This is a genomic window from Chryseobacterium barbadense (genome assembly GCF_042849955.1).
Classification (GTDB): Bacteria; Bacteroidota; Bacteroidia; order Flavobacteriales; family Weeksellaceae; genus Chryseobacterium.
Genome location: NZ_BAAFHL010000007.1, coordinates 33,717 through 57,984 on the forward strand (window position 1 = coordinate 33,717; position 24,268 = coordinate 57,984).

The window sequence follows — 24,268 nt, forward strand, 5'->3', positions numbered from 1 at the left end:
GATTTTTTCCTGGGTGCAAAGATAAGAATTTTAATCACAATAGTAAATTGATTGGATCTATTGCTTGTATTCATCCCTTACTTCCGGACTGTTTTGATAACAAACGGGTGACGAGCTGGGGCTTTCACCGCCGGAAAATTTATCTTTCATTTCGGAATTAAATTCTTTGGATTTGTTTCTGGCTATGGATAGGGTCTTCCAGTTCTCATTTTTTATCATCTTCGCAATATACACGATTTGCCCGATGTGATAAGGATAATGAGCAAGCTGGCGGAAAACCGCATCAATTACCGAATGCGCCTCTCCTCTTATATAAATAGTGGCATATACATTTTCATCCGTGATTTGTTCCAACGCATCAAACAAACATTTCCAGCCTTTTTCCCAATAATCCAGAACTTCCTGCTTGGTGGTAAATGTATTCACAAACTCTTCATCACGGTTCCTCCAGGATTTCTCTCCGTCTTCCGTCAGAAAATTGGTCCATCGTGACAGCATATTTCCTGCCACATGTTTTACAATAGTGGCAATTGAATTGCTTTCTTCGTTGTATTGCCAGAAAACCTGATCATCGGAAAGCTGCTCAAATGTTTTGTCTCCAAGAGATTTATAATATTCGAAACGTTTGATAAATAGATCTTTCATTTTTTACGTAGTTTCTCTCAAATGTAAAAAGAAAAGGAGATTGAATATTCAAACTTGAATTGATAAATTCTATTGTGATTCAACACAGTTGTCATTCAAAACATAGTGAAGAATCTGTATGGTGTCTTTAGATGGTAATTTTAACGCAAAGATTTAATAATTAAACTTGATAGCTTTAAGTAAGCAAAGACTAACTTCGTTGATGAAGCTTTGTAATATTTTGCTAAGTGAAACGCCTTTGCTAACTTAAAACAGTTTCATTTAGAAAAACGTTGTGGTCTTTGCGTTTAAATAATTTAGATTCTTCACTACGCTTTTACTTCGTTCAGAATGACAAATACACCGGAAAATTTCAGGTATTATTTTATGCTCGTAATATTCCCGCAAAGATTTTCAAGGTGGTAAATTTTATGGAAAGGGCTTTTCACTTCCTTTAAATGTTCCTTATCCTGGATAAAAGTATAACGCGAAGCCAGAGAATTCATGTCGGAGACAATTACCAGCCAACATTCGTCTACGGAGGTATCATAATACGGAAACTTTTCGTTCTTTTTTTCGATCAGCTCCAAGATCTTTTCAGAGCAAAGCTCATCGAAGAGATTCATATTGTATTCATGGGTAATGAAAACATTTCTGCGGTGGAAAGATTTTCTGACACTTTTCACACAACCGGCCGGCTTATTCTTTTTAATGCTTTTGTAAATAGCCAGAATGATTTCCTGCTGATCTTCCAACTTGTCAAACTTGATGTGTGGGTGGAATTCTAAAAAATAAACACCACGATATTTCGTAGTGTCTTCTTGTTCCAATAATATTTCAGCCTGACGGAAAATCTTGTTTAAACAGCTTTCAACCTTTTTCATTTCCAGATGATTGATCACTTCGGTAAGCTCGATACCAATCTTTTTGTCGTTGAATTTAGCAATAAAATCGGGGCTTTCGCAGGTAAGATTTTCAAAAGTAACTTCCGGAAAATGATGCATGAAAGAATTAAGGAGTAAAATCTCAGACTTCTTCTTATATTTTTCGCGGTCATGAAGCGGAGATTCGTCTATAGTACGGTGATACTTTTCTATCGGCTTTTTTTTCAAATGTCGATTAAGGTAGTATAAGCTTAGATTCTTGATTAAATCTTCATCTGAAAACATCTTTTTCATAATGAAAAGTTTTTGATTATCAAAAATTTACAATCTAAAGGTAAGTAAAAAAACTATTCAACAGATAGTTTTAGAATAATTTATTATATAATTAATATAAAGTTTATTTTCATAATTAATACCTTTGCCCCTTCACATACAAAAAACACAGTTTTATGGATTTTAAAAACTTTAAAATACCTTACAGCGTACATCCACAATATTCTAAAAAAGTAGCCTATTTTTCAATGGAGTTTGCCATTGAGCAGGTATTGAAAATATATTCCGGAGGGTTGGGGTTTTTAGCAGGATCTCACATGAGAAGTGCCTATAACCTGAAACAGGATCTCATCGGAATCGGGATTCTTTGGAAATTCGGATACTATGACCAGGCAAGAAACCACGACCAGACGCTACAACCGGTATGGACCAGAAAAATGTACAGTTTCCTTGAAGATACGGGAATTAAATTTCAGATTGAAATTCACAGTGCCCCGGTTTGGGTAAAAGTATGGTACCTTGATCCTGAGATTTTCAATACGGCACCTATGTTTTTCCTTTCCACAGATGTTCCTGAAAATGACCATGTTTCGAAAACCATCTGCCACAAATTATATGATGCCAACGAATCTACGAAGCTTGCCCAATATATTTTATTAGGAAAAGGCGGTGCTAAATTGTTAGACGAGATCAATATCGAACGGGACATTTATCATTTGAATGAAGCTCACGGACTTCCGGCTGCATTTCACCTATTGAAAAAATACAACGGTGACCTGAACAGGGTAAAAGAAAAGCTTGTTTTCACCACACATACTCCGGAAGAGGCCGGAAATGAAAAACATAATCTCAGATTATGCTATGATATGTCCTATTTTTCAGGATTCAGCATGGAAGATGTGAAAAGCATTGAAGGCGTAGATGACGATCGCTTCAACCATTCTCTTTGTGCTTTGAAAATGGCAAGAATTGCAAATGGAGTGTCACAGCTTCATGGTGTTGTCTCAAGAGCGATGTGGAGTAAATATCCGGGAATCTGCGAAATCACTTCCATTACCAATGCTCAGGAATTCAAATACTGGGCTGACAAACCGCTTTATAATGCAAAAGATGAGAATGATGAAACGGTTTTTGATTACCGCAAAAAGCATTTAAAAAAGAGGCTTTTCAAAATCGTGGCAGATCAGACCGGTAATTTATTCAACCCAAATGTGTTCACTATAGTCTGGGCAAGAAGATTTGCAGGTTATAAGCGCGCTGATCTTCTTTTACATGACAAAGACAGATTCTATAAATTATTAAATAATCCAAAATACCCGGTACAGATCATTTGGTCCGGAAAACCATATCCGATGGATTATTCTGCTATTTCCACCTTTAATACATTGGTAGAGGAAAGTAAAAATCATAAAAATATGGCCGTTTTAACGGGGTATGAGCTTTCCTTAAGCAAATCATTAAAGCAAGGTTCCGATCTTTGGCTGAATAATCCGAGAGTTCCGAGAGAAGCTTCGGGAACTTCCGGAATGACGGCTGCCATGAACGGTTCTGTTAACTTATCTACAGATGACGGATGGATCCCGGAATTTTCAAAACACGGCGAGAATTCATTCGTAGTTCCCAAAGCAGATTATCTGAATATGAGTATTTACGAGCAGGATAATTATGATTTAAACAAATTATATGAACTTCTTGAAAATGAGATCCTTCCAACTTATTATGATCATCCGGATCAATGGAGAAAAATTCAGCATAATGCGATGAGTGATGTTAAAGATCAATTTAACAGCGACAGAATGGCAGATGAATATTATCAGGTGCTTTATAATTACAAGGGGTAATTGAGGCGAAAAGACGAAATGATTGAGAAAACAAACAGCTCATTGAGATATTCCGTCACTTCGAGTAGATTTTGAAAAAATCGTATCGAGAAGTTATTACAATACAAAAAAGTTCTCGATACATTTTCTCCATTTCATTCCGAAAATTACTCGAACTGACGTTCTTATCAATATATCTATAATAAAAGCAGCCCGGAGAGTTTCTCCGGGCTGCTTTTATTGTTAATTAATCTTTTTTCTTTTTAGGTACTTTCAACCCTTTTTCTCGCGCTTCAGAAATACCTATGGCTACAGCCTGTTTTCTGCTTGTCACTTTTTTCCCGGAAGAAGATTTCAATTTCCCTTCCTTGAATTCATGCATTACTTTTCCTACTTTGTCCTGAGCTTTCTCTGAATATTTTGTCTTGCTCATGATAAGATTTGTTTAAGATTTTGGCAGGGATACCCCTAATTCATAGACTTTAGCATGCTTCAAATATTTTGAACGCTCTCTTGAAGTTACCGATTCAAAGTGATCATTTTTGAGCACCACAATCGGATCTTCCGCATTTTCGATCTCAAAATTGGCTAAATACCTTTCATCTATTGCATCTTCTCTCAGTTTTGATTTTATCTTCTGCAATTCGTCCGCATATTTTCTGAATCCGGGATCAGATGAATGGATAAACTTGTATTCATCCCCCGCATCTACAAAATAATGAAGTTGTTTTTCAATAAGTCCTGCTTCATTGTCTGTAATTTCCGGATTATCATTTCCGTCTTTAAAAGCAACCTCCACCAAACTTCCCCCTTTTTTCTGGGCACACTCTTCTGCATCTTTAAAACTTGAAAATCCTGTATAAATAATCTGGTCATTCAACACGTAACGGTTCAGTTTCTGGTTGTAAGCATTCGTTTCCATAATTATTATTTTAATTTGATTTCATTAGTATACATTCAATTTTTTTGCCAAAGCTCTTGTCTAAAAAGGTTTTTTATGCATTTGATAAAATTGTTATCTTTGGATTTCTTTAAAATTTAAAATGAAAAAAATATTATTAACGCTTACCATCGCTGCTGTGTTTCAGAATGTAACAGCTCAGGAAATCACTTTAGATAAAATATATTCCGGATATTACCGTGGAAAGGGGATCGCAGGAATCACTTCCATGAAAAACGGCGAAAATTATTTGGTTATAGAACAAGGCGGAATTGCCAAATATTCCTACAAAACCTCTCAAAAAGAAGGTAATATTGTTGACGGCCAGTTCCAAAGCTATGAATTTTCCGATGATGAATCTAAAATTCTGTTGCTAAAGGAAAGCCAGCCGATTTACAGACATTCTTTTTTAGGAAAATTTGAGGTAAAAGATCTAAAATCCGGAAAAGTAATCAACGTAAATGATGGAAAACCTGTTCAGGAGCCAAGATTTTCTCCGGATGCCACCAAAGTAGCATTCATTGCAGATAATAATTTATTTTACCAGGATTTAACTTCAGGAAAAATCACACAAATTACAACTGATGGTAAGAAAAATTCAATCATTAACGGATTGGGAGATTGGGTATATGAAGAGGAATTCGGGCACGCAAGACAATATGAATGGACGAAAAACTCCGATGCGGTTGTTTTTGTAAAGTCTGATGAAAGTGAAGTTCCGGAAATCTATATTCCGATCTACGGAAAATCTCTTTATCCTACAGAAATGCGTTATAAGTACCCTAAAGCCGGGGAGAAAAATTCTGTGGTTTCAGCATTGTTATACCGTTTGGATTCAGGAAAAACGGTTCCTTTGAATTTAAGCTCTTTTAAAAATTATTATATCCCGAATGTTTTCCAGACTGCAAAAGCTGATGAAATCGTTTTGATTACTTCTGACAGAATTCAGAATGCCGCAGATGTTTTAAAAGTGAACACCAAAACGGGTGCTGTTCAGAAATTGTTTACCGAAACGGATGAAAAATGGATTGATATGGACAATCCTACCCTGGAATTTTTAGAGGATGATTCTTTCCTTTGGGGCTCCGAAAGAGATGGAAACCGCCATTTATACTGGTATGACAAGGATGGGAAACTGAAAAAGCAGGTAACCAAAGGAAACTGGGAAGTAACAGATTATTACGGTTACAATCCGAAATCTAAAGAAATTTATGTTCAAACTACAGAAAAAGGAAGCATCAATAAAGTAATTTCCAAGATCAATATCGAAAACGGAAAATCTCAGCTGATCTCCAACGCCGAAGGAAATAATGCGGCCAATTTCAGCAAAAACTATAATTATTTCATTGAAACTTCTTCTACAGCTGCAAGACCATTTACTTATGTCTTAAAGGATGGAAACGGGAAAACAGTAAAAGAATTACAGAATAATAACGAACAGCTGAAAAAGCTTCAGAGTGATAATTTTGTAGTGAAAGAGTTTATCACTATTCCAAATTCAGCCGGTGATCAGATGAACGCATGGGTTATGAAGCCTAAAAACTTCGATCCGAATAAAAAATATCCATTATTTATGTATCAGTATTCAGGGCCGGGTTCTCAACAGGTTGCCAACTCTTGGGATAACGGAAATGCATTATGGTTTAATCACTTGGTTCAGAAAGGATATATTGTAGCTTGTGTAGACGGGCGTGGAACAGGCTATAAAGGTGCTAAATTCAAGAAGGTGACCTATATGAATTTAGGAAAATATGAAATCGAAGATCAGATCACAGCTGCAAAATGGTTTGGAAATCAATCTTATATCGATAAGAGCAGAATCGGGATGTTCGGATGGAGCTATGGAGGTTATATGACGAGTTTAGCAATGACGAAAGGAGCAGATGTTTTCAAAGCAGGAATTGCTGTGGCACCGGTAACGAACTGGAGATATTATGACACGGTTTACACGGAGAGATTTATGAGAACGCCGCAGGAAAATGCAGATGGATATGACAAAAACTCTCCGACAGAATATGCTAATTTATTGAAGGGTAAATTCTTAATGATCCACGGAACAGCAGATGACAATGTACATTTCCAAAATTCTATGGAATTTTCCGAAGCTTTAATTCAAAACAAAAAACAGTTTGAATTCATGGCTTATCCTGATAAAAACCACAGTATTTTTGGTGGAAATACAAGATCTCAATTATATCAGAAAATGACGGATTTTATTCTGGAAAATTTGTAATTATTATGAAAAAAATAATTTTACTAGCATCCGTTATCATCTCGTTTTCTGTAAAGTCTCAAATCAAGGCACTTACTGAGGATGGAAAAGAAGTGGTCCTTCTTGATAATAAAACATGGAAATATGTGAACGAGAGTGACGAGAAAACTCTTGAAACAATTTCCAATAATGAACAGCCATTTGAAAAATCAAAGGATGCGACATTCTTGATAAAAAGCAAGAGAATAGATGCAGGATTATATTACAATCCTAAAAAGTGGAAACCTACCAAAGTGTCTTTTTCTTCGCCTACTTTAGAGCAAGTTTTCACTCATTCCTCTTCACCCAATTTATTTGCATTATTTGTAAGCGAAAGTGCTCCGATTCAGACTCTTAAAAATTTAAAAGATCTGATTATATCTGGAATTCAGAAAAATGCCGATTATTTCAGACTCAAAGAATCTGAATACAGAACCGTAAATGGACTCAAAATGCTTCATATAAAGTATAGTGCCAATACAAAAGGAATAGATTTTGAGTATATCGGAAATTATTACCTGACTTCTGACGGTTATTGTGGGGTTACTGTATATACATTCGCCAATAAATATGGAGAATATAAAAATGAAATAGAAAATTTCGCAAGTGGATTGGTAAAAACTGAAAAAGCAGAAGTAGCTATTGACGTTGTAGAAGTTGCACCACCTCCTCCAATGTCTACTAAAAAATCAAAATAAATACAAAGCACCCTTTCAAACTTTGAAAGGGTTTTTTATTATTAATTCCACTAATCATATCTGTAAATTGTTATTTGTTTGAGCAATTAAAATTAAAAGCCTATTTTTGGGAAATTTGAAATTTGAAAATATGAAGACTAAACATCCTAAAGGCCTGCCTTATCTGTTCTTTACTGAAATGTGGGAGCGTTTCGGATATTACCTGATTCTCGGAATCTTTGTTCTATATGTAATTGAACCTACCGGTTTAAATGGCGGTCTCGGACTTCCTGATAAAACAGCTGATGACATTTTCGGGACTTATATTGCCCTCACCTATCTTACGCCTTTTATCGGAGGCTTTTTGGCAGACAGGGTATTGGGGTATATCAAATCTATTTATTTAGGAGGAATTTTGATGGCCGCAGGCTATATTGGAATGGGTGTTTTTAAAGATCTTTCTTTGTTTTATACCTCATTGGCACTGATCATTATCGGGAACGGCTTTTTTAAGCCAACCATTTCCACCTTATTAGGAAATCTTTATTCCGAAGAGCCTTATAAGGCCAATAAAGATTCCGGATACAATATTTTCTATATGGGCATCAATATCGGAGCTTTCATCTGTAATATTATTGCAGCTTTTATGCGGAATAAATTCGGTTGGGGCGAAGCATTCATTACCGCCGGAGTGGGAATGTTGATCGGACTTGTTATTTTTAGTATAGGTAGAAAACATTATATTCATGCTGCAGAAATGAAGCCTGTACAGGAAGGAGATACCAAACTTTCCGAAATTTTGATGAAGGTTTTTTTACCTGCCATCATAGCCGGAGCAATCGGCTGGTTTATTCCAGGGAACCTTATAGGAAGTGATAACACAGATGCATTTATTTTTGCCTGTATTCCGGTTATTTATTTCTATGTTTCTCTTTATTTTAAAGCTAAGCCGGATGAGAAAGCTTCTATCGGAGCTTTACTTTCCATATTTTTGGTCAGTATGTTTTTCTGGGCGGTTTTCAAACAAAATGGAACAGCTTTAACAAGGTGGGCTAATTATTATACGGACAGAAGCGTTCCTGCGGCTTTAGAAAAGCCTTTGGAAGGCATTTATATGGTTGACGGAAAAGGATATGAAGATAAAGAAGTTCCTGTTTATGATGATCAGTATCAATCTCAGAAAGATGCAAATGGAAAAACTATTAAAACTACCGGAAAAGATATTTATTTCAAAAATATTTCGACTGAACAACGTGCTCAATTAGAAAAAAATCCGGAGCAGAAAGTTTATTTATACAATACCGAATTATTCCAGTCCATTAACCCGTTTTGGGTAATTGCTTTAACACCGGTTGTGGTAGGATTCTGGGCAATGTTGAGAAGAAAAGGTAAAGAGCCTTTAACCCCAACAAAGATTGTGTTAGGGTTGTTTATTTCGGCGCTTTCATGTTTAGTGATGGTATTAGCTGTTATGGCAGGAGACAATGGAGCTGTAAAAGTTTCACCTTGGTGGCTGGTTGCGAGTTATGGAGTTATTACCATTGGAGAATTATGCCTTTCACCAATGGGATTGTCTTTTGTTTCCAAGCTTTCTCCCGCCAGAATTACGGCATTAATGATGGGTGGGTTCTTTCTGGCCAACTCCGTAGGAAACAAACTTTCCGGTATCCTGGCGAGCACCTGGTATGGCTATGACAATAAAATGAATTACTTCCTTGTCAATTTTGCTTTATTGATCTTTGCTACATTACTAGGCGCGTCTATGTTGAAGAGATTAAATAAAATTATGAAGGAAAAAGGACATTAATTTCACCTTTTTTAACAAGAAATAAAAAGCTGTAGAATAATTCTACGGCTTTTTTGTTTAAAATAAAATTAAAACCTTGTCAAAAACTCAAAAAAAACTATATTTGCTAGTCTTAACAAAAATTAACAATAAAATGGATAATACTGAAGCATTAAGTCCGAAACCGGATGAATTTGTAGAGAATAAGAATTCCAGACATCCAAAAGGTTTATGGGTTCTTTTCGGAACAGAAATGTGGGAGCGTTTCAACTTTTACGGGATGAGAGCCCTTTTAACGCTCTTCATGGTAAATTCCCTATTGATAAAAGAAGCTGATGCAGCAATCATCTATGGTGGATTTTTAGCTTTATGTTATCTGACTCCACTTTTGGGAGGTTTTATTTCAGATAAGTACATTGGAAACAGAAACGCTATCCTGATCGGGGGTACATTAATGGCTATTGGGCAGTTTTTGCTTTTCATCAGTGCTTCTACATTTTCCGGTAGTATAGGAAGTGCCAAACTTATCATGTGGCTGGCTTTATTCATTATTATTTTTGGTAATGGGTTCTTCAAGCCGAACATTTCTTCGATGGTAGGAAGTCTTTACCCGAAGCAGGAAAAATCCAAATTAGATTCCGCTTTCACCATTTTCTATATGGGGATCAACATCGGAGCGTTTTTAGGACAGTTTATTTGTCCATATTTAGGAGATGTGAAAGATGCTGACACTGGAGTAAGAGACATTTTTGCCTTTAAATGGGGATTCCTTGCTGCTTCAATAGCAATGATCATCGGAACGGTAACGTTCTTTATCCTTAAAAATAAATATGTGGTAACACCGGAAGGAAGACCAATCGGTGGATTACCAAAACATAATACAAGTGCCGATTTTGAAGAAGGAGAAACTCAGACAGCTAAATTCTCAGGAGCTTCCTTAGGAATTACAGTAGGAATATTCGTTGTATTATTCTTTGCTTTCAGATATTTATTGGTAGGAGAATTCGGATTCAGCTCTGTGGAAATGGGACAATTAATCAAGGGAATTATTTATCCTTTCATTTATTCTGCAGGGATTTCATTAGCGTTCCTGATTATGAGTTCTGCAGAAAATGCTGTTGAAAGACAAAGAATCTGGGTAATCTATATCGTTTCATTCTTTATTATTTTCTTCTGGGCAGCTTTCGAACAAGCTGGTTCTTCTTTAACATTTATTGCAGATAACCAGACCGACAGAAACATCTTAGGATGGGATATGCCGCCTTCAATGGTACAGATTTTCAACGGAATCTTCGTTGTACTATTAGCACTTCCTTTCAGTTTATTGTGGGATAAATTAAGAGCTAACGGAAAAGAACCGGTTTCTCCAATGAAACAGGCTATCGGTTTAGCATTAATCGCATTGAGTTATTTCATTATTGCACACAACGTAAAAGATCTTGGAAACTCAGGATTATTAGCCATCAAATGGTTAATGCTTTTATACTTCATTCAGACAATGGGTGAGCTTTGCTTATCTCCTATTGGTTTATCCTTAGTAGGTAAATTAGCACCAAAAAGATTTGCTTCATTATTATATGGGGTATTCTTTATTTCCAATGCAGCAGGGTATGCTTTAGCAGGTTCATTGGGAGCACTTATTCCTGCAACAGGAGATAAGTTTAAAAAAGCCCAAGAGATTGGCGTAAACTTACAAGATGTTTTAGATAAAAAAGTAACGTTGACAGCTGATCAGGCTGCAGCATTCGAAAAAGCTCAGCTTCCGACGCAGAATCCTACTTTTGCAGGATTTGAAATCCACAACTTATTTGAATTCTTCATGGTATTCGTAGTACTTTGTGGTATTGCTGCTGTTATCTTAGCATTAATTTCTCCGATATTGAAGAAAATGATGCATGGTGTGAAGTAATTTCAATCAAAATATAATAAAACCTCCGCAAAGTCGGAGGTTTTTTTTATTTTCGTTAATCTAAATTTTTTACAATGAGCTTAACTCTGGATGAAATACAGAATTTTAAAGGAAAATATCCAAAACAGATCTGGAGCCTTTTCTTTTCTGAAATGTGGGAACGTTTTTGCTTCTACGGAATGCGTGGAATGCTGGTTTTCTTTATGATTTCCCAACTCAATTTCCACGAAGTGGAAGCTAATCTTCAATATGGAGCAACACAGGCATTTGTATATGCATTTACTTTTATAGGCGGTCTTTTTGCCGACAAAATATTAGGTTTCAGAAAATCTTTATTTTGGGGTGGGCTTCTAATGATTGCCGGAAGCTTAATCCTTGCCGCCGATCCACACAAATTTTTCTTTTTAGGGATTGCCTTTACTGTTGTGGGAACAGGTTTCTTTAAACCCAATATTTCATCTATGGTAGGCCAGCTGTACAAACCGAACGATGCAAGAGCCGATGCAGGGTTTTCCCTTTTCTACGCGGGAATCAATCTTGGAGCCTTATTGGGTGGTTATTTATGTATTGCCATTGGAAAAGGAGAACTGTTAGCTAAAATGATTCCAGAAAGTATAAGATGGAATATCGCTTTCGGACTTGCAGCTGTTGTCATGGTGATCAGTTTGATCAACTTTATCTTTACTCAAAGAAGCTTAGGAACAATTGGGTTGCAGCCGGGACATCCTTTAGCAGAAGTCAAATCAGCTCCAATTGCCAAATGGAAAGAATACGGTGTGTATGTATTGTCTTTGGTTTTCATTCCCATCATTATGACAATGGTTGCCAAAACACAATATACGGACTATTTTATGTATACAATTGGTCCCCTTACACTTCTTTATCTATTCTATGAAATGACTAAGGTAACACCATCTGAACGTAAGAAACTTTGGGCTGCTTTGGTTTTCATTTTATTCTCCATTTTATTTTGGGGGATTTATGAGCAAAGCGGAGGGTCCCTGAGCATTTTTGCCGCTAAGAATCTGAATAATGATCTTCTGGGCTTGGATCCGAATGGAGTTAACAATTCCGGAGGAGCGTTCTTTATCATTTTCCTGGCGCCACTTATAGGCTTATTATGGATCTGGCTGAATAAAAGAAAGATAGAGCCCAACACCCTTATTAAATTCGGATTAGGATTTATATTCCTTGGAGCAGGTTATTATGTATTATTTGCTACAAGACTTTTTGCTGATGCAGCAGGGATCACATCTTTAAACTTCTTTACGATTGCCCTTTTAATTATCACATTGGGAGAACTTTGCCTTTCTCCTATCGGATTATCAATCATGACGAAGCTTTCTACCAAGAATCTTCAGGGAATGATGATGGGAATGTGGTTTTTAGCCTCTGCTTACGGGCAGTATGTAGCCGGGATTATTGGAGCAAGTATGGCTACGGCAAAAGAAGGTTCAACGAATTATGACGCCCTGATTACCTATACGGAAGGCTATAAACAATTAGGATTATATGCAGTAATTGCCGGTGTGGTATTGATTTTGATATCACCGTATGTGAAAAAATTAATGCAAGATGTAAAATAACGATAAGCAATTTATGCTTATTTTTATTGTAATTACAAAAATTTATGAAAAAAATTCTAAGCATAGTCTGCCTGTTAGCACTTCAGTTGAGTTTTGCACAGGTAAAGTGGATGACGATTGAGGAAGCGTTGAAAGCTCAAAAGGAAAATCCAAAAAAAATTCTTATTGATTTTTATGCAGATTGGTGTGGCCCATGTAAGATTATGGATAAAAAGACTTATGGCCACTCCGTAATCGCCGAGATTTTAAATGAAAATTATTATCCTGTAAAATTCAATGCGGAAGAAAAAAACAGTATTGAAATTTTTGACAGAACATTTTCCAACCCAAATACGGAACAGAAAAGAGGCAGAAATTCTTTGCATGAATTTACCCAATATATGAACGTAGGAGCGGTTCCAAGCACAGTATTTTTAGATGAAACCGGTGGTCCGATTACCATCCTTCAGGGAGAGCTATCTGCAAAAGAGCTTGAGCCTTACTTAGAATTAATGTCAAAAGATGTATACAAAAAAATCCGTACCCGTGAACAATGGGAGGATTATCAGAAAAAATTCAAATCTAAAATAAAAGATTAACCGTAATTTGAGTTTCGAAATACGGCTACCCATACGATTAAGACTTTCAATTTTTGGAAGTCTTTTTTATTCTCCTAAATTTTAAATTTCATTCTATTTTTCCGAAATTAGAGCCTTCTTATGAACATTTTGAAAAAATACCTGACGATTTTCTTAGTTGCAATCTGTGCAAGCCTGCTTGCCGGTTTGTATGGAATTGTTCATGATCAGTTTACTTATAGTATTTCTCCTGAATATTATAATCAATTTAAATTTATCCAGTTCAGGCTGGATGAAGAATATTACAGCACGAAAGAGAAAGTAGCCATCGTAGGCTTTTCAGCAACATGGTGGTTTGGTTTGTTTCTGGGGTTCATTTTAGGAATTTTCGGATTAAGACATGAAGATTGGAAAACAATGTTTAAAGTATCTCTGTCATCTATTTTCGTTGCTGTTCTTATTACATTGATCATGGGAATAATAGGATTGTTATATGGTAATTTTATCCTCTCCAATCAACCGAAATCTGAATTTCGTGATCGATTTATTCCTAGCGATCTCGTTGATTTCAAAAGTTTCATAACTGTAGGAACCATTCATAACTTTAGCTATATCGGCGGAATTCTCGGTTTGATATTCGGAGTTGTTAATTCTTACAAAAAAGCATCTGTTACTCCTCAATGACTTTAGAAACCTCCATAGAATATGTGAAAGGAATTGGTCCTGAAAGAGCCAAACTCATTAAAAATGTGTTGGGAATATCTACCGTTGAAGATTTTCTGAACTTCTTTCCTATCCGTTATCTGGATAAGAATAAAGTGTATAAAATTTCGCAACTCAAAGAGAATAATCTTGATGTTCAGCTTAAAGGGAAAATCACACAGGTTCAAGAAATCCAGACCGGAAAAACGAAAAGGCTTTCCGCTAAATTTAATGATGACACGGGTACGATGGATCTGGTTTGGTTCCAGTATTCAAAATGGATGAAAGAACAGCTCCCCATCAACCGGGAAATCTATATTTTCGGAAAAGTCAACCTTTTTAACAATCAGTTTTCAATGCCGCACCCGGAAATTGAAATTGAAGAAAAGAAAGAGAATGATAACCGGTTAAAACCTATTTATCCAAGCTCGGAGAAACTGACGAAACGTGGCTTAAACCAAAAATTTTTTCAGGTGATTCTTCGTAATATTTGTAAGGAAATCCCTAATCTTATTCAGGAAAATTTGCCTGAATATGTGATGAAGTCTTTTAAATTCCTTTCAAGGCAGAACACCTATCTGAATATTCATTTTCCAAAAAGCACAGAATATTTTGAAAAAGCGGATCACCGTTTGAAATTTGAGGAATCATTCTTTTTTCAGTTAGGATACGGATTGAAAAAGCTCCATCATAAAACGCAGTCCTTTGGAAATCCTTTCCCCATTGTTGGAGATTATTTCACAGGATTTTATCAAAATCATCTTCCTTTTGAGCTTACGAATGCCCAAAAAAGGGTTTTAAAAGAAATTCGGCAGGATATGAAAAAACCGATCCAGATGAACAGGCTTCTGCAGGGCGATGTAGGTTCGGGAAAAACAATGGTGGCTTTACTTACCATGCTGATCGCCATGGATAATGGTTTTCAGAGCTGTATGATGGCTCCTACCGAAATTCTTGCGCAGCAACATTATAACGGCATAAAAGATTTATTAAAAAATACGCCAATCAATGTCCGTCTTTTAACGGGTTCCACGAAAGCATCTGAGCGAAAAATTATTCATGAAGAACTTGAAAGCGGAATACTTTCCATTTTAGTTGGGACCCATGCCGTTTTAGAGGACAAAGTCCGGTTTAAAAAGCTCGGTTTGGCTATTATAGATGAACAACACAGGTTCGGCGTTGCTCAAAGAGCCAAACTCTGGGCGAAAAATAAGATTCCGCCACATATTCTGATTATGACCGCCACTCCTATTCCACGCACTCTGGCGATGAGCTTTTATTCTGATCTGGATGTTTCCGTAATTGATGAAATGCCGGTAGGAAGAAAGCCTATCATTACCGCGCACAGGCGTGAGAAAGACCGGGTTTTTGTTTATAATTTTTGCCGGGATGAGATCAAAAAAGGCAGACAAGTATATTTCGTATATCCATTAATTGAAGAGTCCGAAACATTGGATTATAAAAATCTGATGGAAGGATTTGATCATATCTTACAATCCTTTTCGGAATACAATGTGACCATGCTTCACGGAAGAATGAAACCTGATGAAAAGGATGCTGCCATGAACTATTTTGCTTCCGGAAAAGCCGAAATTATGGTTGCGACCACAGTTATTGAAGTCGGGGTCAATGTTCCCAATGCTTCAGTGATGGTTATTGAAAGTGCCGAAAGATTCGGATTATCCCAGCTACATCAGCTTCGGGGACGTGTAGGAAGAGGCGCCGAACAAAGTTATTGTATCCTGATGACTTCTGATAAGCTGTCTACCGAAAGCAGAACCCGTATTAAAACCATGACGGAAACAAATGACGGTTTCAAAATTTCTGAAGTGGATATGCAGCTTCGCGGTCCGGGAGATATCTTAGGAACGCAACAAAGCGGTGTTGTGGATTTTAAGAGGCTGGATCTTGTAAAAGATTCCGCCATTATTAAAGTCACTAAAAAATCCGTGGAAAAAATCCTTGAAGCCGATCCTTTGCTGACAAGACCAGATCATCAGGTGATCAAAAACTATTACCTGAAATACTATAAAGGAAAAAATAAGTGGAGCAAAATATCATAAAAAAACCGCGATAAGATAAATCTTAACGCGGTCCCCTTATAAAACTGTTATTTAGAAGAAATTTACTTTTAGTATTCTTTAACCTATCCTAAGGATCTGCAGCTAATATTTTGTGACTCGGGTTTGAAAATACTTATAGGGATTGAATTGGTGCTTAGCTGCAGTCTTTGGATATAAAAAAACAAAATGAATTATGTTTCCAACTTGCTTATTATAAAAACTAACTGATGTTTGTTAAAGGAATGAAAATGAAACGAATATGCTATCCTTTAACCATTATTGAGTTTTCATGATTGTACCGTTTTGTTTAAAGATCTTCTACGCTTTATCATTGGAAATTGATAATCCATTTTGTTTAAACTAACATTGTGATTTATATATTTAGCTTTCTAATCTAAATAATCATCTGTGCCTTACAATCAATTTGATCTTGTTGCTTTGCATTACAAAATTGATAATACTGAGGTATAATATTTTATATTATTATGATTAATCGTTATAAAATTTTCACTTCTGTGTGAATATTATGTATCAAATACAATCCGTTTTTATCCGACTTTCATGATAAAGTTATCTTTATTCATTCCGGATGTATGATATTGCCAATTGACCGTCATTACCTCAGTAAGCACTTTTTTAAAAGCATTATAATCATTTGGACTTTTAAGGCAAATGTTTGCTCCTTTTACAAAAGCCTCATCAATTTCCTCATCAGAGAATTGATCTGAATATATAACATTCACCATATTATCAAATCTGCTCTCCGGCTTTATTTTTTCCAGGCATTCCAATCCGCTTTTTTCTGTAAGGTTGTAAGCTATAAAAAGAACTTCGGGAACAATATTATTTTCATTGTTCAGATATTCCATCAGCTCCGCTCCATTCCAGAACATCTGGATTTTGACGTCAATCTTCAGATCTTTTAATATATCTCTAATACATAGCAGGTTTCCTTCCTCATGGTCAGCCACGATAACATTAAGATATTCTTTATTCATAAAGTATTTTGCTGTTAGTTAACTGGCTTTGTGCTTTTCTCCTTTTTGCAATGATCTTCTGAAACTGTGAGGGTGTGATCCCCGTAGTATTTTTAAACTGGGTGCTCAGATGGGCCACACTGGAATAATTGAGCTTATGAGCAATTTCCGTAAGGCTTTGCTTATTATTGATGATTAATTCCTTGGCGTGTTCAATCTTCTGAAGAATAATAAAATTCTCTATAGAAGTGTGGGTAACCTCAGAAAACAAATTTGACAAATACCCGTAGCTGTGATTCAACTTTTCCGCAATATAAATGGAAGCTTTCACAGGAACTACCTCATCAGAGAAAACCAGTTCCACAATAGCGTCTTTTATTTTCTGCACTAATGCTGTTTTTTGGCCTTCAATGATTTCAATACCATAATCTTCAAGGTTTTTTTTAAAGACCATATGCTGCTCTTGGGTCAATGATTCATAAAATTCTACTTCCCCAAAATTCAGCAGCCGGTACTTTATACCTTGCTCTTTTAGTTTTTCATCCAATACTTTCTTACAGAGCGCATTGAAATCAAATTTTACGTACATTTTCATCCTGTATAGTGTGTAAAAATTTTAGTAAATATAACACTTTATTTCATAATGAAGTGAATTAGATCAGAAATTTTCATTCTTTTTATGTAAACGCAAAAAACTCCTGCATTATTGAATACAGGAATTTAAACACTAAGGATGAAAAAAATATACTGATAAAAAGCTAAAACAGCTTAAAACCAAGCATATGAATGTATTATTTAAAAGTGATTTGGTTCTGACACAAAGATGGTTCAAAAAAAAAGATCACTTGTTATAGAATTATAATTAAATCTTACAGAATTTTAAGTCAATCATCCGTGAATTAAAAACTCCATCAGATAATCGTCCATCACAAAATTATTCCCGATATCAAAAACCCCTTCGTCATATACTCTATACCCTTGAGATTCATAGAATTTTTGCGCGGAATTGTATTTATTGACATTAAGAATGATTCTGCGGTCCCCGTTCTCCTGAACTTTTCCGGTAAGAAACTTCAGCGCTTCTTTCCCAAATCCTTTTCCCTTACTTTCCGGAACAAGATAAATCCTGTGAAGCTTAGTGGTGCCTTCTTCATAACCATGCTCATAACCAATGAAGCCTTCGAAAGAACCTGTATTTTCATCGAGTATCAAATAATAATGATAGGCCGGATTCTGAAGATGGGCTAAAATCTCGTCATGAGAATACATAGTTCCCAGCATATACTCCATCTGTTCACCGGAAAGAATTTCAGCATATGCATTTTCCCACGATCTTCTTGCCAGTTCTTGAATCAGGGGAATATCTTTTTCCGTCGCTTTGATTAGTTTCATATTTTTTGGATTAAAAAAAGTGAAAAGCCAGGCCTTTCACTGTATTATATTTATTGGTCAATCATTATTATGAATCGATTCCAACTCACAATTCACTATTGACGATTCACTCTCAGATCGTTGCCATTTCCGCTTTTATCTTTGCATATAATCCCTCAGAAGCAGGAACAAGTGGCAGTCTCAGGTAGTTTTTAATAATTCCTTTTTCAGCAAGAACCACTTTGATTCCACATGGATTACCTTCAGCAAAAATCAATCGGGTGATTTCAACCAGTTTATTGTGAATTTCGTATGCTTCTTTCACTTTCCCTTCAAAGGCTAATTGTACCATCGTGGAAAACTCCTTCGGATAAGCCTGCCCGATGACAGAGATTACTCCATCTCCACCAGCAAGAGTTACTGGTAAAGTATATTCATCGTCACCCGATACTAAAGAGAATCCTTCCGGTTTCTTTCTCAAAATATCAAAATACTGAAGAATATTCGGTGCTGCTTCTTTGATCAGGAATAAATTCGGGAATTCTTTAGCCAAACGCAAAGTTGTGTCTGCCTCAATATTTTGTCCCGTTCTTGAAGGTACATTATAAATAATAATATTCTTTCCTGTGGAAGCTAAAGCCTTATAATGCTGATAAAGACCTTCCTGATTAGGTTTATTATAATATGGAGATACCGACAATACCGCTTCAAAAGCAGAAAGGTCTGCTTCTTCGATCTGTTTTTTTACTTCAAGGGTATTGTTACCACCAATTCCCAATACTAAAGGAAGACGTTTATTATTCACCTTAATGATATGATCTACCACCTGTTTCTTTTCTTCATCAGAAAGCGTTGCTGCCTCTGCTGTAGTTCCTAAAACAACCAGATAATTGGTTCCGTTTTCAATGTTGTATTCCACAAGTTTTGTCAAACTGTCGAAGTCAACGGATAAATCTTCATTAAAGGGTGTCACCAAAGCAACACCTACTCCTTTTAGTATGCTCATTTTTTTGAAATATTTTCCCCAAATTTAATAATTTAGACCAAGAAATTTGTAATAAATACTAATGTTTTATTATACATATAATTATATTTGCATATACTAAAAGAAATTATGAAAAATAAATTCTTATTACTAGGAATGGCTTTGGTTTCACTTACAGCTTGTAAAACGACTTCTTTGCAGGTTGTCAACGTGCAGACACAAAAAAATATTTCTATTAATAATGAGCTGAAAAATGATGAAGAATTTGTAAAAGTTATTGAACCTTATAAGCAAAAGCTGGACAGAGAAATGAACCAAAAGATCTCTCATACCAGTATTGACCTTACTAAGCAAGGCGATAACAGCAATCTGGGAAATCTTTTAGCAGACTATACTTTTGACGGAGCTAATGAATGGACGAAAGCCAATTTAAAAAAAGAAGTGGATGCAGCTCTGATCAATATCGGAGGAATCCGCACTTCGATTGGCAAGGGCGATATTCTTTTGAAAAGCGTATTTGAAGTGATGCCTTTCGAAAATGAGGTCATTATTGTAAAAATGAAAGGAACGGATTTGCAGGGGCTTTTTGACTATTATGCAAAAACACAGGTGAACAACCCTGTTTCCCATTTATATATTGAAACCCATAACGGACAGCTTTCCAAAACATTGATCAACGGAAAAACCGTCAATCCCAGCCAGGATTATTATATTGCTACTTCCGATTATCTGGCTTTGGGAGGAGATAATATGAAATTCTTTTCCAAAGGAGAGATGATTTCTACAGGGATCAAATTGAGGGATCTTTTTATTGAGTATTTCAAGAAAAATCCTGAGGTTGTTCCCAACACGGATATTCGTTTAAACTTTATCGGTAAGAAGTAATGGACAGAAAACATTTTTTAAAAGCAATAGGTGGCGGAACTTTAGCAATGGCTTTAGCTCCGGGAATGGTGATGGCAGAAGATCTTAAGATCAAAAATTTCGTGTCCGCCAACAAACTTACTATTCTGCATACCAATGATCAGCATAGCAGAATAGAGCCTTTTGACGAAAGCTATACCAAAAATCCCAATCAGGGAGGTTTTGCCAGAAGAGCCAGCCTGATTCAGCAGATCAGAAGCCAGGAAAACAATGTTCTATTACTGGATTCCGGTGATATTTTCCAGGGAACCCCTTATTTTAATTTTTTCGGGGGTGAACTTGAATTCAAATTAATGTCCATGATGAAGTATGATGCTGCCACAATGGGAAACCATGATTTTGATAACGGCTTAGATGGGTTTTTAAAGGTTTTACCGAACGCCAAATTTCCTTTTATCTGTTCCAATTATGATTTTAAGAATACCATTCTGGACGGAAAAACATCACCTTACAAAATCTTCAACAAAAACGGAATAAAGGTCGGAATTTTCGGAGTCGGCATCCAACTGGACGGACTTGTCGGGAAAAAGCAATATCAGGAAACGGTGTATTCAGATCCCATTGAAGTTGCCCAGCATTATTCCAATTTTTTAAAAAATAATCAAAAATGTGATCTTGTCATCTGTTTATCCCACATCGGATATGATTACAGAGACGATCCCAATAAAGTAAGCGACAAAATCTTAGCAGCTAAAACAGAAAATATTGATCTGATTTTAGGTGGTCATACCCATACCTTTTTACCGGAGCCTCAGACTTTTCAAAACAGACAAGGCAAAAATGTTCTGGTGAACCAGGTAGGCTGGGCAGGACTTCTTCTGGGCAGAATAGATTTTCACTTCGATTCCAATAAAAATGTACAACACATTTCCTGGAACAACCAGGCAATAGATAGCAGCATAACCGTATAATATGAAAAAACTCTCCATCATTTCCCTTGGTATTTTAGCCTCTTTGCAATTGGTAAACGCACAGGTAATCTCTTCAAAAAAATGGGCAGACTTATTCTCTTATAATAACGTTCTGGCTATGAAGGAAGATAACGGAAAAATAGTTGCTGCTACAGAAAACGGAATCTTTTATTATACAATTTCATCTGGTGAAATCACTAAGCTTTCTAAAGCTAATGGCTTGCACGATGTTAAAATTTCTGCTTTTGATTATAATCCTCAAACCAAAATAGGTCTCGTGGGTTATAAGAACGGATCTTTAGATGTCATCACACCGGAAGGTATCATTTATGTTGTAGATATCCCAATTGCTACCGGGTATAACGGAAGTAAAAAGATCAATCATATCTCCATTACAGGTGATAAGGCTGTAGTATCTGTGGGATATGGAGTTTCTATTTTTAATTTAACCACTAAAGAATTCGGAGATTCTGCTTTTTTTATGACAGCCGGAGTATATGAAGCAAGTAATGAAGCTACGATTCTTGGCAATAAGGTTTTTTCTGTAACCAATACAGGATTAAAAAGCCATGAGATGAATACTACCTTCCCTGTTTTTTCTACCTGGACAACAGAAATGGCAGGTGCTTTCACTCATATTGATTCAGAATCTGTCCTTACATTTTCAAATCCCACTAGTGCATATCTTTACAATAGTGGAGCTTCTACCCTATTACCCCAAACATTTACTAAGATTCATGATGTTGTTACTACCGCAAATAATATTGTGGTGACAGATCAAAACAGAATTTACACCTTCAATACTAATGGAACGGCAAGCGGAACTGTAAGCTTCGGTGAAGAATGTAATACCGCAACTTCGGTAAACGGAAAGGTATATGGAGGAACTGTTTTATCGGGAATTAAAGATGAAAGTAATGCTGTTTTTAAACCGGATGGCCCTTATTTTAATTATTCCTATAAAATCAGCCTATATGATAATAACCAGCTTCTGGTATCCACTGGAGGAAGAGAGGCAAGGTTTAATCTTCCGCTAAACAATGCTAAAAATCCGGGATTTTATTACTTCGATGGGATGCAATGGATTTATCCATCATATTTCATCAACTCCAACAAAGTATTTAATGTATTGGATGCAACAGCAAATCCAAGTGATAACAGTGAGGTCTTTTTTGCCAATTACACTTTTTCAGACGGGCATGGTATTCACAAAATGAAATACAATGCCTCTACCAAAGACTTTGATTTCGTAAACTATTATGACCTGGAAGCTCCAAGTGTTTATTATGTCCGTCCTGTAGGGCTTACCTATGATGATCAGAATAATTTATTTGCTTCCATTTCATTTGTGGGAACCGGTACTGCCGGAATGGCAGTGTATGATAAAGCAGCAGATAAATTCATTGTTAAGGATACCAATTTCAGTTCAGCTACTCAAAAGCCTTTATACTATGAAAAGTTATTTTGGGTTCCCCTTCCCAGAAGCAGCAATTTTTTGGCTTATGACTATAAAAATACTCCTACCAATGTTTCGGACGACGGCATATTTACTTTAAGCCAATCCAATGGTTTCGCAGGAAATTCAAATGGTACGATTTCGGTGGCCATTGACAAGGCCGGGGATGCATGGATCGGTAGTGACAGTGGTTTAAGAGTCCTGTCCAATGCTGTGGTAGCTATAAAAGATCCGGATGCTGAAGTGACCCCGATTGTTATTGAGCAAAACGGCATTGGTGAAGAGCTTTTCAGAGATTCACAGATATTGCAGATAGAAGTAGATGCAGGAGACCATAAATGGGTTTCCGTAGACGGAGGTGGTGTTTATTACTTATCTTCAGACGGGCAACAAACCATAAAACATTTTACCAAAGAGAACTCTCCTCTTCCCACAAACAGCATCACAGACATCAAAGTGGATAGAAAAACCGGAAAAGTATATTTTGTATCTTATGACGGAATTGTTACTTATCAGGGTGATGTAGCAGATGTAACTTCCAATTTCGGTAATGTGTTGGTATACCCGAATCCTGTAGTGTATTCTAATTTCAAAGGTAAGGTAACCATCAAAGGTCTTGCGGAAAAAGCCAATATAAGAATTACCGATGCAGCAGGAAACGTAGTGCATTCGGCTGTGGCAAGAGGTGGCTATTACGAATGGGATCTCAATAACCAGAGAGGTTCCAGAGTAGCTTCCGGGATTTATTTTGTTTTAATGACTAATGAAGACGGATCGGATAAAGCTACCGCTAAAATAGCTGTGGTGAATTAATGAACTCACAAAAAGGATTTTTACTTTCATTTATAAAATATGGGGAAAATGATGCGGTTTTGCATTGTTTTACAGAAGAAGACGGCTTTCAAAGTTATTTTCTGAAGGGAGTGTATTCTAAAAGGAACAAGAAGAAGGCGCTTCTTTTACCTTTGAATCAGCTTAATTTTTCCATCAACTCAGCGAAGGGAAATAGTATACAATCTGTTTCTAAGTTTGAACTTGTACGAAATCATGATATGTATACGGATATCAAAGCTAATACGGTTGTATTTTTTATATCCGATGTGTTGAACCAGATTTTGAGGCATGAGAATAAAAATCCGGGAATATTCTTAAGCATTGATGAGTTGATTGATGAATTGATTCAACATAATTATCAATGTCATTTGATTTTCCTTATTAAAATTTTAAAGATCCAGGGAGTTGCTCCTCTAATTAATGAAGGAAGGTATTTAGATCCGGAAACAGGTACATTTTCACATGGTTTAACCCATCAGTTATTTAATGAGGAAATTTCCGGGATCTGGAAAAATATTCTCACCTCTGAACAGCCTTATCAGGTAAAAATTCATCCGCAAATCAGAAAAAACTTCCTGGACAGTCTTTTGGTATACTATCATTATCATATTACGGATTTCAGAATACCAGCTTCCTTAGAAGTAATTCAACAGATTTTTGAATAAGGCAAAATTGTTTTCCGCCAAAAACGATTGTATGCTTAGTATTTGTCATTCCGTAGAAATTTCAACGGCTACA

21 protein-coding genes are annotated in these 24,268 nt (G+C 36.1%); 13 read left to right on the forward strand and 8 right to left on the reverse strand.

Translation table 11 applies throughout. The features are described from left to right. Positions 1–57: 57 nt before the first annotated feature. Positions 58–645 (reverse strand): DUF1572 domain-containing protein, encoded by a 588-nt coding sequence (locus ACGHIN_RS05390; protein WP_390451507.1) that lies wholly within the window; start codon positions 643–645, stop codon positions 58–60. Positions 646–1,004: 359 nt separating this feature from the next. Continuing rightward, positions 1,005–1,802 (reverse strand): hypothetical protein, encoded by a 798-nt coding sequence (locus ACGHIN_RS05395; RefSeq protein WP_390451509.1) that lies wholly within the window; start codon positions 1,800–1,802, stop codon positions 1,005–1,007. A 155-nt stretch (positions 1,803–1,957) separates the two neighbouring features. Between ACGHIN_RS05395 and glgP the strand changes: the two genes are divergently transcribed. Then, positions 1,958–3,622, forward strand: a complete 1,665-nt coding sequence (glgP, locus tag ACGHIN_RS05400; RefSeq protein ID WP_390451511.1) for an alpha-glucan family phosphorylase — start codon at positions 1,958–1,960, stop codon at positions 3,620–3,622. A 226-nt stretch (positions 3,623–3,848) separates the two neighbouring features. On the opposite strand, the gene ACGHIN_RS05405 is transcribed toward glgP, so the two are convergent. Together ACGHIN_RS05405 and ACGHIN_RS05410 are read right to left on the reverse strand one after the other, a co-directional pair. Beyond that, the gene (locus ACGHIN_RS05405) at positions 3,849–4,034 is read right to left on the reverse strand and encodes a DUF6496 domain-containing protein (protein ID WP_062701290.1); all 186 of its coding nucleotides are present in this window, start codon (positions 4,032–4,034) and stop codon (positions 3,849–3,851) included. A gap of 12 nt (positions 4,035–4,046) precedes the next feature. Then, positions 4,047–4,523, reverse strand: a complete 477-nt coding sequence (locus tag ACGHIN_RS05410) for a hypothetical protein (protein WP_390451513.1) — start codon at positions 4,521–4,523, stop codon at positions 4,047–4,049. A gap of 121 nt (positions 4,524–4,644) precedes the next feature. Here ACGHIN_RS05410 and ACGHIN_RS05415 point away from each other — a divergent pair, with 121 nt between their 5' ends. The 8 genes from ACGHIN_RS05415 to recG all read left to right on the forward strand — a co-directional run bounded on the left by ACGHIN_RS05415 (position 4,645) and on the right by recG (position 16,072). After that, positions 4,645–6,774, forward strand: a complete 2,130-nt coding sequence (locus ACGHIN_RS05415) for a S9 family peptidase (protein ID WP_390451515.1) — start codon at positions 4,645–4,647, stop codon at positions 6,772–6,774. A gap of 5 nt (positions 6,775–6,779) precedes the next feature. After that, a complete protein-coding gene (locus tag ACGHIN_RS05420) occupies positions 6,780–7,490 on the forward strand; it encodes a hypothetical protein (RefSeq protein ID WP_390451518.1) in 711 nt (236 codons plus the stop codon). Positions 7,491–7,620: 130 nt separating this feature from the next. Next, positions 7,621–9,276 (forward strand): peptide MFS transporter, encoded by a 1,656-nt coding sequence (locus ACGHIN_RS05425; RefSeq protein WP_390451520.1) that lies wholly within the window; start codon positions 7,621–7,623, stop codon positions 9,274–9,276. A 133-nt stretch (positions 9,277–9,409) separates the two neighbouring features. After that, positions 9,410–11,164, forward strand: coding sequence for a peptide MFS transporter (locus ACGHIN_RS05430; protein WP_390451521.1), 1,755 nt, complete (start codon positions 9,410–9,412; stop codon positions 11,162–11,164). Positions 11,165–11,238: 74 nt separating this feature from the next. Next, on the forward strand, positions 11,239–12,750 hold the full coding sequence (locus tag ACGHIN_RS05435; RefSeq protein WP_390451523.1) for a peptide MFS transporter: 1,512 nt from the start codon (positions 11,239–11,241) through the stop codon (positions 12,748–12,750). A gap of 44 nt (positions 12,751–12,794) precedes the next feature. Then, positions 12,795–13,328: a thioredoxin family protein gene (locus ACGHIN_RS05440; RefSeq protein ID WP_390451525.1), complete on the forward strand. Its 534-nt coding sequence runs from the start codon at positions 12,795–12,797 to the stop codon at positions 13,326–13,328. A 120-nt stretch (positions 13,329–13,448) separates the two neighbouring features. Next, the gene (locus tag ACGHIN_RS05445) at positions 13,449–13,991 is read left to right on the forward strand and encodes a hypothetical protein (RefSeq protein ID WP_390451526.1); all 543 of its coding nucleotides are present in this window, start codon (positions 13,449–13,451) and stop codon (positions 13,989–13,991) included. Next, the gene (gene recG / locus ACGHIN_RS05450) at positions 13,988–16,072 is read left to right on the forward strand and encodes an ATP-dependent DNA helicase RecG (protein WP_390451529.1); all 2,085 of its coding nucleotides are present in this window, start codon (positions 13,988–13,990) and stop codon (positions 16,070–16,072) included. Before ACGHIN_RS05445 ends, recG begins: the two co-directional genes overlap by 4 nt. 548 nt (positions 16,073–16,620) lie before the next feature. Here recG and ACGHIN_RS05455 read toward each other — a convergent pair. From ACGHIN_RS05455 to dapA, 4 genes are all read right to left on the reverse strand, one after another. Continuing rightward, entirely contained in the window at positions 16,621–17,070 is a 450-nt protein-coding gene (locus tag ACGHIN_RS05455) for a response regulator (protein WP_390451531.1), read from the reverse strand. After that, positions 17,063–17,644: a helix-turn-helix domain-containing protein gene (locus ACGHIN_RS05460; protein WP_390451534.1), complete on the reverse strand. Its 582-nt coding sequence runs from the start codon at positions 17,642–17,644 to the stop codon at positions 17,063–17,065. The genes ACGHIN_RS05455 and ACGHIN_RS05460 overlap by 8 nt, the downstream gene beginning before the upstream one ends. A 293-nt stretch (positions 17,645–17,937) precedes the next feature. After that, complete coding sequence (locus ACGHIN_RS05465; protein ID WP_390451535.1) at positions 17,938–18,441, reverse strand: GNAT family N-acetyltransferase; 504 nt, start codon at positions 18,439–18,441, stop codon at positions 17,938–17,940. Positions 18,442–18,553: 112 nt separating this feature from the next. Continuing rightward, positions 18,554–19,426: a 4-hydroxy-tetrahydrodipicolinate synthase gene (dapA, locus tag ACGHIN_RS05470; RefSeq protein WP_390451537.1), complete on the reverse strand. Its 873-nt coding sequence runs from the start codon at positions 19,424–19,426 to the stop codon at positions 18,554–18,556. A gap of 108 nt (positions 19,427–19,534) precedes the next feature. Between dapA and ACGHIN_RS05475 the strand changes: the two genes are divergently transcribed. The 4 genes from ACGHIN_RS05475 to recO are packed head-to-tail and all read left to right on the forward strand — an operon-like array spanning position 19,535 to position 24,195. Next, positions 19,535–20,290: a 5'-nucleotidase C-terminal domain-containing protein gene (locus ACGHIN_RS05475; RefSeq protein WP_390451540.1), complete on the forward strand. Its 756-nt coding sequence runs from the start codon at positions 19,535–19,537 to the stop codon at positions 20,288–20,290. After that, positions 20,290–21,240, forward strand: a complete 951-nt coding sequence (locus ACGHIN_RS05480; RefSeq protein ID WP_390451542.1) for a bifunctional metallophosphatase/5'-nucleotidase — start codon at positions 20,290–20,292, stop codon at positions 21,238–21,240. The genes ACGHIN_RS05475 and ACGHIN_RS05480 overlap by 1 nt, the downstream gene beginning before the upstream one ends. 1 nt (position 21,241) lies before the next feature. Beyond that, positions 21,242–23,509 carry a type IX secretion system anionic LPS delivery protein PorZ gene (gene porZ, locus ACGHIN_RS05485; protein ID WP_390451544.1) on the forward strand — a complete coding sequence of 756 codons (2,268 nt, stop codon included), beginning with the start codon at positions 21,242–21,244 and terminating at the stop codon, positions 23,507–23,509. Further along, positions 23,509–24,195: a DNA repair protein RecO gene (recO, locus tag ACGHIN_RS05490; RefSeq protein WP_390451546.1), complete on the forward strand. Its 687-nt coding sequence runs from the start codon at positions 23,509–23,511 to the stop codon at positions 24,193–24,195. Before porZ ends, recO begins: the two co-directional genes overlap by 1 nt. Positions 24,196–24,268: the final 73 nt, after the last annotated feature.